Origin of the sequence: Kitasatospora sp. NPDC048722, assembly GCF_040650235.1 — a bacterium.
GTDB lineage: Bacteria > Actinomycetota > Actinomycetes > Streptomycetales > Streptomycetaceae > Kitasatospora.
This window is the reverse complement of the sequence record NZ_JBEZGX010000020.1, coordinates 127,124-136,009: the sequence shown is the minus strand read 5'-3', so window position 1 is coordinate 136,009 and position 8,886 is coordinate 127,124. Positions and strand designations below refer to the sequence as shown.

8 protein-coding genes and 1 pseudogene are annotated in these 8,886 nt (G+C 75.1%); 3 read left to right on the top strand and 6 right to left on the bottom strand.

The window, feature by feature from the left end; genetic code table 11:
- Together AB0C76_RS17415 and AB0C76_RS17410 are read right to left on the bottom strand one after the other, a co-directional pair.
- Window positions 1-196 (bottom strand): annotated as a pseudogene (locus AB0C76_RS17415) (hypothetical protein); the annotation flags it as partial.
- Window positions 197-227: 31 nt separating this feature from the next.
- Window positions 228-1,193: a LysR family transcriptional regulator gene (locus AB0C76_RS17410; protein ID WP_359965410.1), complete on the bottom strand. Its 966-nt coding sequence runs from the start codon at window positions 1,191-1,193 to the stop codon at window positions 228-230.
- Window positions 1,194-1,303: 110 nt separating this feature from the next.
- On the opposite strand from AB0C76_RS17410, the gene AB0C76_RS17405 reads away from it, so the two are divergent.
- Both AB0C76_RS17405 and AB0C76_RS17400 read left to right on the top strand, forming a co-directional pair.
- Complete coding sequence (locus AB0C76_RS17405; protein WP_359965407.1) at window positions 1,304-2,599, top strand: MFS transporter; 1,296 nt, start codon at window positions 1,304-1,306, stop codon at window positions 2,597-2,599.
- A 9-nt stretch (window positions 2,600-2,608) separates the two neighbouring features.
- Window positions 2,609-3,085, top strand: a complete 477-nt coding sequence (locus AB0C76_RS17400; RefSeq protein WP_359965404.1) for a macro domain-containing protein — start codon at window positions 2,609-2,611, stop codon at window positions 3,083-3,085.
- Here AB0C76_RS17400 and AB0C76_RS17395 read toward each other — a convergent pair.
- On the bottom strand, window positions 3,079-3,642 hold the full coding sequence (locus tag AB0C76_RS17395; protein WP_359965402.1) for a GNAT family N-acetyltransferase: 564 nt from the start codon (window positions 3,640-3,642) through the stop codon (window positions 3,079-3,081). The two genes, AB0C76_RS17400 and AB0C76_RS17395, sit on opposite strands and share 7 nt — an antisense overlap.
- A gap of 182 nt (window positions 3,643-3,824) precedes the next feature.
- On the opposite strand from AB0C76_RS17395, the gene AB0C76_RS17390 reads away from it, so the two are divergent.
- Entirely contained in the window at window positions 3,825-4,652 is an 828-nt protein-coding gene (locus AB0C76_RS17390; protein WP_359965400.1) for a TetR family transcriptional regulator, read from the top strand.
- A 78-nt stretch (window positions 4,653-4,730) separates the two neighbouring features.
- On the opposite strand, the gene AB0C76_RS17385 is transcribed toward AB0C76_RS17390, so the two are convergent.
- The 3 genes from AB0C76_RS17385 to AB0C76_RS17375 all read right to left on the bottom strand — a co-directional run bounded on the left by AB0C76_RS17385 (window position 4,731) and on the right by AB0C76_RS17375 (window position 8,813).
- A complete protein-coding gene (locus tag AB0C76_RS17385) occupies window positions 4,731-6,011 on the bottom strand; it encodes a GNAT family N-acetyltransferase (protein ID WP_359965398.1) in 1,281 nt (426 codons plus the stop codon).
- A 155-nt stretch (window positions 6,012-6,166) separates the two neighbouring features.
- On the bottom strand, window positions 6,167-7,405 hold the full coding sequence (locus AB0C76_RS17380) for a C40 family peptidase (protein ID WP_359965396.1): 1,239 nt from the start codon (window positions 7,403-7,405) through the stop codon (window positions 6,167-6,169).
- 310 nt (window positions 7,406-7,715) lie between these two features.
- On the bottom strand, window positions 7,716-8,813 hold the full coding sequence (locus tag AB0C76_RS17375; protein WP_359965394.1) for a hypothetical protein: 1,098 nt from the start codon (window positions 8,811-8,813) through the stop codon (window positions 7,716-7,718).
- Window positions 8,814-8,886: the final 73 nt, after the last annotated feature.

Sequence of the window (8,886 nt, the reverse complement as noted above, 5' to 3'; positions counted from 1 at the left end):
ACGGGTTGGTGAGGTACTTCCAGTAGCCCGGGTTGCGCAGCGAGCCGTCACCGACGCCGAAGGTCTTGCCCTCGAAGATGTTCTCCGCCTCGATCGGCCGCGGCCGCGCGACCGGAACCGCACCGCCCCTGCCGACCCCCGAACGGCAGGGGCGGTGTGTCGTTCCCGCACCCAACAGCCGTGGGGCGCAGAGCATTCCGCGATGCGTCGGACCGCCGCACCGGGCCTCAGCCGGGCAACAGTGCCGCGTCCGGCGACGGCAGCCAACTGCCCGGCGGGCGGCGCAGCCAGCCCTCGGCCGCGCCGAGCGCGGAGGCGGCACCGGCCAGCGCCGTCAGGCCGGCGTGCCGCAGGCCCGGCCGGTGCACCAGACTGACCAGGCAGAGCGGCACCGGCTCGACCAGCGGCACGTTCACCGCACCCGGGATGCGCGGGCCGCCGACCGTGGTCAGCATCGCGTCGCCGTGCCGCGCCAGGTAGCGGGCGGTCTCGTCCACGCCCACCGGCGGCACGTACGGGGCCGCCGCCGCCAGGCCGTGCTCGCGCAGCAGGCGGGCGCCGAGGTCGGTCCACTCGGTGGTGGCCGGGTTGCCGGCGCAGATGTCCACGGGGTGCCCGGCCAGGTCGGCCAGGCGCAGCACCGGGCGGCCGGCCAGCGGGTGGGTGTCCGCCATCATCACCGAGACGTGCTCCAACCGGACCGGGATCTGGTCGAGTTGACCGCGCAGCACGGCCGGGAGCCCGGCGAAGCGGCCGAAGGACACGTCCAGCCGGTGGGCGAGCAGCTCGCCGGCGGCCGCCGCGAGACCGCCGTGGAAGCGGGCCAGCAGCTCCCCCTCCGGGCGGGCGGCGCGGGCGCGGGCCAGGACCCGGTCGGCGGTCAGGTCGGGGCCGGTGACGTCGCTGTTGAGGTCGAGCAGGAGCGGCCGTTCGGCGGCGCCGGCAACGATCTCGTCGTGCAGGGCCAGGAGTTGGCGGGCCTGCGGCAGCAACCGCCGCCCGGCCGGGGTGAGTTCGACGCTGCGGGTGGTGCGGGTGAACAGCGCGTCGCCGAGCAGCCGCTCCAGGGTGCGGACGTCCCGGCTGAGCGCCTGCTGCGCCACGTGCAGCAGGCCGGCGGCCCGGCCGAAGTGGAGTGTCTCGGCGGTCGCGACGAAGCCTCGCAGCAGGCGGGGGTGCAGGTCGACGGGCATGGCGGCAGATTAACAACACCGTGTTGTGAGTGCGACGGAACAGGTGTTGGACCGCGGACGGGACGCGGGGCGAGGCTGAGGGCGATCCCCCACGACTCCCCAGGAGCCCCATGGCCTCGCGCGCCCTTTTCGCGTCCACCCCCGGCCCGTCCGTCCTCGCCTCGTACCGGCGTCTGTTCTCCGCCCCCGGTGCCGCCGCGTTCACCCTGGCCGGGCTGCTGGGCCGGCTCGCGTTCTCGATGACCGGCGTCTCGCTCGTGGTGCTGATCGCCGAGCGGCGCGGCTCCTACGGGCTCGCCGGCACCGTCGCGGCGGCCGGGCTCGCCACCGGCGCGATCGGGATGCCGCTGATCGGTCGGCTGGTCGACCGCTACGGGCAGGCACGGGTGGCCGTCCCGGCGACGCTGTACAACGCCGTGCCGCTGCTCGGTCTGGTGCTCTGCGTCCGCCTCGGCGCGCCCGACTGGACCCTCTACGCCTGCTGGGCGGCCTGCGCCGCGGCACCCAACCTCGGCGGCATGGCCCGCGCCCGCTGGGCGCACCTGCACCGGGACGACCCCGCCGCCCGGCACGTGGCCAACTCCCTCGAACAAGCGCTGGACGAGCTCTGCTTCATGGCCGGGCCGGTCCTCGGCATGCTGCTCTGCACGACCGTCGCACCCGAGGCGGGGCTGCTCACCGCCGGGACGCTCGGCACCAGCGGCACCCTGCTGTTCGCCGCCCAACGGCACACCGAGCCGCCCCTGGCGGCCAGGGGCCCGGCCGCACTCCGTCACGGCTCCCCGCTGCGCGCGCCCGGACTGCGCGTCCTCGTGCTGACCTTCCTCGCCACCGGGGCGGTGTTCGGCTCCACGGAGATCACCACGGTCGCGTACGCCGACGCGCTCGGCCACAAGCCGGTCGCGGGCGGGCTGCTGGCCCTCGTGGCGGCCGGATCCTGCGCGGCCGGACTGCTCTTCGGGCTGCTGGCGCCGCGCTCGGCACCGGGCGCGCGCTTCCTGCGCGGGATCGCCACGATGGCGGCGCTGCTGCTCCTGCCGCTCGCCGCCGGGCTGGGCGGGGCCGGGTTCGGCCTGCTCGGGCTCGCGCTGTTCGCGGCCGGCACCGGCACCGCGCCGACCATGGTGACGGGCATGACCCTCGTCCAGGAGCTGCTCCCGCAGCGGCAGTTGAACGAGGGCATGGCGGTGGCGGTGTCCGGCATCGTGATCGGCATCTCGGCGGGCGCGGCGATCGCCGGGACGGTCGCCGAGCACGCCCCGCCCGGCACCGGCTACGCACTGCCGGCCGGTGCGGCCGGGCTCGCCCTGCTGGTCGCGCTCGCCGGGCGGCGCCACCTGGCGCGGCCCGGCGGCCGGGCCGGTGCGGCGGAAAATTCCGAACGGACCGTCGGTGCGGCGAGCTAGCGTTCGGACATGTCGACCATCACGTACGTCCGCGGCGACGCCACCGCGCCCCAGGCCAAGGGCGTCAAGGTGATCGCGCACGTCTGCAACGACCTCGGCGGCTGGGGCAAGGGGTTCGTCCTCGCCCTGTCGAAGCGCTGGCGCGAGCCGGAGGCGGAGTTCCGCCGCTGGCACCGGGAGCGTGCGAAGAACGACTTCGGGCTCGGCGCGCTCCAGCTGGTGCAGGTCGAGCCGTACGTCTGGGTCGCCAACATGGTCGGCCAGCGCGGCATCCGGACCGGGCGCTCCACCGGGGTGCCGGTGCGGTACGAGGCCATCGACACCGCGCTGTCCGCCCTGGGCGAGCGGGCGGCCGAACTGGGCGCCTCCGTCCACATGCCGAGGATCGGCTGCGGGCTTGCGGGCGGGCGCTGGGAGCGGGTCGAACCGCTGGTGCGGGCGCGGCTCGTGGAGCGGGGGGTGGCGGTGACGGTGTACGACTACTGAGCGGCCTCGGGGTCGTCCACGCGGTGCGCATCGGCCGGCCAGGTGTACTCGCACTCGGGCAGCACGTGGCCGCCCGGGAACACGCCCTCCTGCTCGGCCGTCCGCCGGCCGCCCTCGCGTTCGTAGAAGGCGACCGCACGGGTGTTGTCCCGCAGCACCTCCAGGTACAGCGCGGCCCCCGGGTGGCGTGCGGCGACGTGTGCGCGCGCCTCGGCCAGCAGGGCGCGGCCGATGCCGCCGCCGGTGCTGCCGGGCCGGACGTGCAGGTTGTCGAGCAGCACCCGGCCGTCCGGCTGCGGCACGAGGTAGGCGAACCCGACGACCTCGCCGGCCCGTTCGGCGATCAGCAGCGCGGGCGTGTTGTCCGGGCCGCCGTAGTCGACGGTCAGCCGCAGCTCCCACAGCTCGCGGCGCTGCGCGGCCAGCCCGTCCCCGAGCGCCTCGGCGGGGACGATCCCCCGGTACGCCGTGCGCCAGCTGAGCGCGTGGAGGTCCGCGACGGCACCCGCGTCGTCCGCCCCGCCGCGCCGGATGGTGGTCTGCTCGGAACCGATCATGTGACGAGCCTCCCACACCCCCAGAGTTGAACATGTTCAATCCTGCCCGCTACAGTTCGGGCATGCTTTTGAACGCGTTCGAAATGAGCGGGGGCGGAGCGGCGGCACCGGATGCGGAGGGGGCATCCGGTGCCGCGTGCACCGACACCGGGTGGAACCTGGTCTCCGGCTAGGCTCGTGGCGTGGCAGACCTGGAAGCGAGCAACGAACCGGACGGGACGACCGGAGCAGGAGTCCCCGACGGCACGGAGGAGACGGCGCCAGCCCCGGCGGCGGCCGCCGCACCACCCGCCGAGTCGCGGGGCAGCCGCGCCCAGCCGAAGACGGACAAGAGCGAGGCCACCAGGGCACTGATCCTGGAGACCGCGATGCGCCTCTTCCAGGAGCGCGGCTACGAGAAGACCACCATGCGGGCCATCGCCGCCGAGGCGGGGGTCTCGGTCGGAAACGCTTATTACTACTTCGCGGCGAAGGAATTCCTGATTCAAGGGTTCTACGACCGGATGACCTACGATCATGCGGCGGACGCCCGGAACCGCATGGCCCATACGCGGGACTTCGCCGAGCGCCTGGAGATCGCGCTGGCCTCCTGGCTCGACACGGCCGCGCCGTACCACGAGTTCGCCGCGCAGTTCTTCCGGACGGCCGCCGACCCGACCAGCTCGCTGAGCCCGTTCTCCAACGAGTCGCACCCGGCGCGGGCGACCGCGGTGGCACTGTTCCGTGACGTGCTGCAGGGCTCGGAACTGGCGCCGAAGCTGGACGCCGAGCTGGTCGAGCTGCTGCCCGACGTGCTCTGGCTGCACCTCATGGTCGTGGTCCTCTACTGGGTCTTCGACCGGACCGATGACACCGAGCGGACCCGGGAGTTCGTCCGCCGCTCCACCCCCATGGCGGCCCGGGTGATCAACCTCTCGCGCTACCGGGTGTTCCGGCCGATCGTCCGCGACGCCAAGGGCCTCATCCAGGACTTCATCCTGCCCACCATCGGGAAGACCGCCATCAAGTAGGGCTCCGCGCAAGTCACTTGGGAATGCCGGGACCCGGCCCACTCGCAGGCGGGCCGGGTCCCGGATCGCCCGGACCGCTCAGAAGCTGTCCGGGTTCCAGGCCAGCAGCGGGGTGCGCAGCAGCAAGTCGGCCGCGGCGGCCGCGCCCGGGCGCAGCTCGGTGACGAGACCGGCCGCGGCCAGCCGCGGGAGCGTCTCGCCGCCCAGGTAGAGCGCGCCCAACTCGCAGGCGCCGAGGGCGAGATCGGCCGCGTCGTCGGTCGGCGTGCAGCGGCCGGTGCCGTCGGCGGCGACCTCGATCGCCCAACGGCCGGCCGCGAAGCCGAGCCCGTCCTCGACCTCCAGCACCACGCGCCCGGGCGCGCCGTACGTACGGGCGTTGAAGGCCGCCTCGACGTCGAGCACCCGCAGCCAGGTGAAGTCGGCGTTGTCCACGTACGGGGTGGCGGCGCGCGGATCCTGGAGGAGCAGCGGCAGCGGGTCGTCCGGGCCGATGTTCTCGACGACGACCTTGCGCACCCAGTCGACGGAGAGCACGAACCGCCACAGCTCGGCCGCCGTCGCCCGGTCGAGGGCGAGGAAGTCGACCACGGTGAGCGTGCAGTTCGGGTAGCTGCCGTCCCAGGTGTCGTCGACCCGGTAGGCCGCCGCACCGGTGACGGTGCCCCCGGCGTCCCGGTGGACGGCGACGAACGGCTCCTTGAACTCGAAGCCCGGCACCTTGATCTCGCCGGTGTTGCGCTTCCACCACAGCTCGTCGCGGGCGAGCGCGCCGGGCTGGGTGAGCCGCCAGCGGTCGTGGAGCTCGGGCCCGATCTTGCGGATCTCCTCCATGGTGACGAAGTCGATCCGCCCGCCCGGGACGGTGGGCAGGCCCTCGCGCAGGCCCCGGGTGCGGTTGAGGTCGACGTTCCAGCCGTGGCCCCGGGTGGCCGGGCCGAAGCCGTAGCGGCCGTAGATGTTGTACTCGGCGGCGATCAGCACGGCGACCGCCGAACCGCGCCCGCGCGCGGCGGTCAAGTCCCGCCGCATCATGGCGCTGAGCAGGCCGCGGCGGCGGTGGGTGGCACTGACCGTGACGGCGGTGACGGCGTCGGCCCGGACGGTCGCGCCGCCCGGGACCGTCAGCTCGACGTCGAAGCTGCGGAAGGTGGCGACGCAGCGGCCCTCGTCGAAGCCGCCGAGCACCCGCCCCGGCCGCCACTGCAGGCGTCGGAAGTCGGCGGCGCTCTCCACGTGCGAGCGCAGGAAGCCGAGGGCGAGCGCGCGGTCCCACGCGGCGACCTCGTCCTCGGAAATCGCGCGGATCTCAATCCCGTTGACCGTCTCGACGGCCCCTTCGTCGGTCGTGTTGCCCATGGGGCCACGGTACGACCGGGCCCGGATGACGGCATCTCATTTATCCGTGCCCGATCCGTACACGAGCCGACGCGCCGGCGTGCCGGCCCGCACCCGGCGGGAGGAACCACCGCCCCTCCGCCGGCCGGGCCGGTGGGCCGCTCCTGCGCAGCCGGCTACGGGCGGGCGTAGAAGTCGGGGGTGCCCATGATCCAGAGGCTGGCCTGCTTGACCGGCATGCCGACGCGCGGGGCCTCGATCATCTGGTCGTCCCCGATGTAGAGGCCGACGTGGTGGATGTCGGCGGCCCGGCCGGTGTCGGTCCAGAAGACGAGGTCGCCGGGGCGCAGGTCGCGGTAGCCGATGGGGGTGCTCTGGGCGTACTGGTCGGCGGCGAAGTGGTTGAGCTGTCGGCCGCCCTCGCGCCAGGCCATCATCGTCAGCCCCGAGCAGTCGTAGCCGGCCGGGCCCTCGCCGCCCCAGATGTAGGGCAGGCCGATCTTCGAGCGGGCGAAGGCGACGGCCGCCGCCGCGCCCTCGGCGGACCACGGACGGGCCGGCGGTGCCGCGGGGGTCGCCTGGGCCGCAGCGGCGGCCGCCTCCGCCGCGGCCTGTTCGGCCGCCGCCTTCTCGGCCGCGGCCCGGGCGGCGGCCTCGGCCTCGCGGGCGGCGGTCGCCTCCAGGGCCTCGTGCCGCCGCCGCTCCAGTTCGACGGTGGTGTGCCGGGCGGCGGCCAGGTCGGCGAGCAGCCGCTCGCGACGGCGGCCGATCGCGAGGACCTCGCCCTGCTGCGCCGCCAGCCGTTCCTCCGCCCGGCCCCGCGCGGCGCCGACCTCGGCGGCGGCGCGCCCGGCGGCCTCGGCGGCGGCCCGGGCCGCGGCGGAGGCGCGGCCCGCGGCGGCGGCCGTGGCGGTGGCGGCGTCGAGGATCTGGCGGGTCCGCTCGCTGGCGACGCCGACCGCGGTGGCACGGTCGCCGAGCTCACGGGGCCCGCGCGCGCCGAGCAGGGCGTTGAGCGCGGCAAGTTCGGCGCCGGCGCCCTGCCGGTACGTTTCGGCGGCGAGCTGGGCGGCGTCCTCGGCGGCCGCGACCCGCTCCGTCTCGGCGGCGGCCGCCCGCTGCGCGGCGGCGGACTCCTCGGTGCGGGCCCGGGTGAGCGCGAGCTGGGCACCGTTGTAGGCCTCCACGGCCTGCTCGGCGCCGCGCCCGGCCCGGTCGAGCTCGACCCGCGCGGCGGCCAGCCCGGCCTCGATGGCACCGACCGAGGCGGCCGTGCGGTCGGCTTCGGCCCTGGCCCGGTCGACGTCCTCGGCGGAGGGGTACGGCTCCGGGTCGGCCCTGGCGGCGTGGGCGGCCGGCAGCAGCCCGAGCACGGCGGTGAGGGAGAGCAGGAGGGTCGGCAGGAGCCTGCGCACGACGGGACGTCCCTTCGGCACGGACCGGACGGGTCGCGGGTCGGACGCGTCGCGGTCGGACGGGTCACGCGGTCGGACGGGCCGCCTGCCGGTCGCGCCGCCGGACGGACGGCGCAGGAGCGGGAGGAGGCCGGGCGGACGGCCCGGCGATGTGCCCGGTGCGTGACGAAGCGGTCACTCACTGCCCATGTTCTCAAGTCCGTCGTCGTTCACGCACGGAATACGCACCGCCGCCCGGGTGAGCATCGGATGATCCGATCGGCGCCCAACTCCGCCGGAGGCAAGGGGTGCACGAACGAGTGGCACGGCGCTAGCGGCGGATCCGGCGGGTGTGCGTCCGCAGGTAGGAGTGGCGCTCGGGCCGGGGCTCCAGCCCGGTCGGCCGCACCGCGTACGTCCGGCTGCGCCCGGCACGGACCGCCCTGCGGCGCTGCTGCGCGCCGCGGCCCCGCCCGTCCCCGCCGCCCGACGCGCCGTACGCCTGGCCCTCGTGCGCGCCCCCGGCGGCCCCGGCGGTACCGGTGCCCCCGGCGTGGGCGGCGGCCGAGCGGCGGTCGGCGAGCCGCGCCGACCGCCTGGCCAGCGCCCGGGCGGCGTGGGCGTCCAGGTGGGCGGTGGCCCGGGCGGCCATCCGCTCGGCCACCCGGTGGGCCGCGGGGTGGTTGGCGGGGACCTTGTCCGGCGCGCCGGCGATCAGGTCGAAGAGCCAGGTGCGGGCCCGGTCCGCGCGCCGGTGGAGGAGCCGCTCGCGCCGGAGCGCCCGCGCCCGGCGGCGGGGGCGCGTGGCGTACCGCCAGCGGGCCCACGGGCTGCTCGGCCGGGCCAGCCGGATGGCACCGATCCAGGAGAGGCCGGGGACCATGATGCCGAGCAGGCCGGTCCACAGCTTGCCCTTGATCAGCGTGATCACCGAGGCCAGGGCGTTGACCGAGATCACCGTGATCAGCCCCCAGCGGGTCTCCTGACCGGGCACCACGCCGAGCGGCACGTACCCGACCAGCAGCAGGGCGGTGAACAGGATCCCGAAGATCACCGCGTCCACCGACTTGCGGCCCTGCTCCCCCCAGTACACGTCGTCCAGGTGCAGGATCAGCGCGAACTCGTCCAGCACGAGACCGCAGCCGATGCCGAAGAGCAGTCCGAACACGTCGATCCACGGGCGGCCGCCGTAGGTGGCGAACACCCCGATCCCCCCGACCAGCAGGAAACCCAGGCCGAACACCATGTGGTGGATGTGCAGGCCGCCGGGCGTGACGTTGCCGGGCCACCACCTGACCTGGGCCCGGATCATCCGCACGCTGAACCGGATGAACACGAAGGAGGTGATGAACCCGACCAGCAGCAGGAACAGCGGTTGTTTGTGCGCGGCGACGATGTGCTCGCGGTAGCTGTCCAGCAGTGTCGTCATGGGTCTTACCTTCGTTCCTGGTCCTGCGTCCTGCCCGCCGTGACGTGGCCCGGAGCCAAACACCGGCCCAACA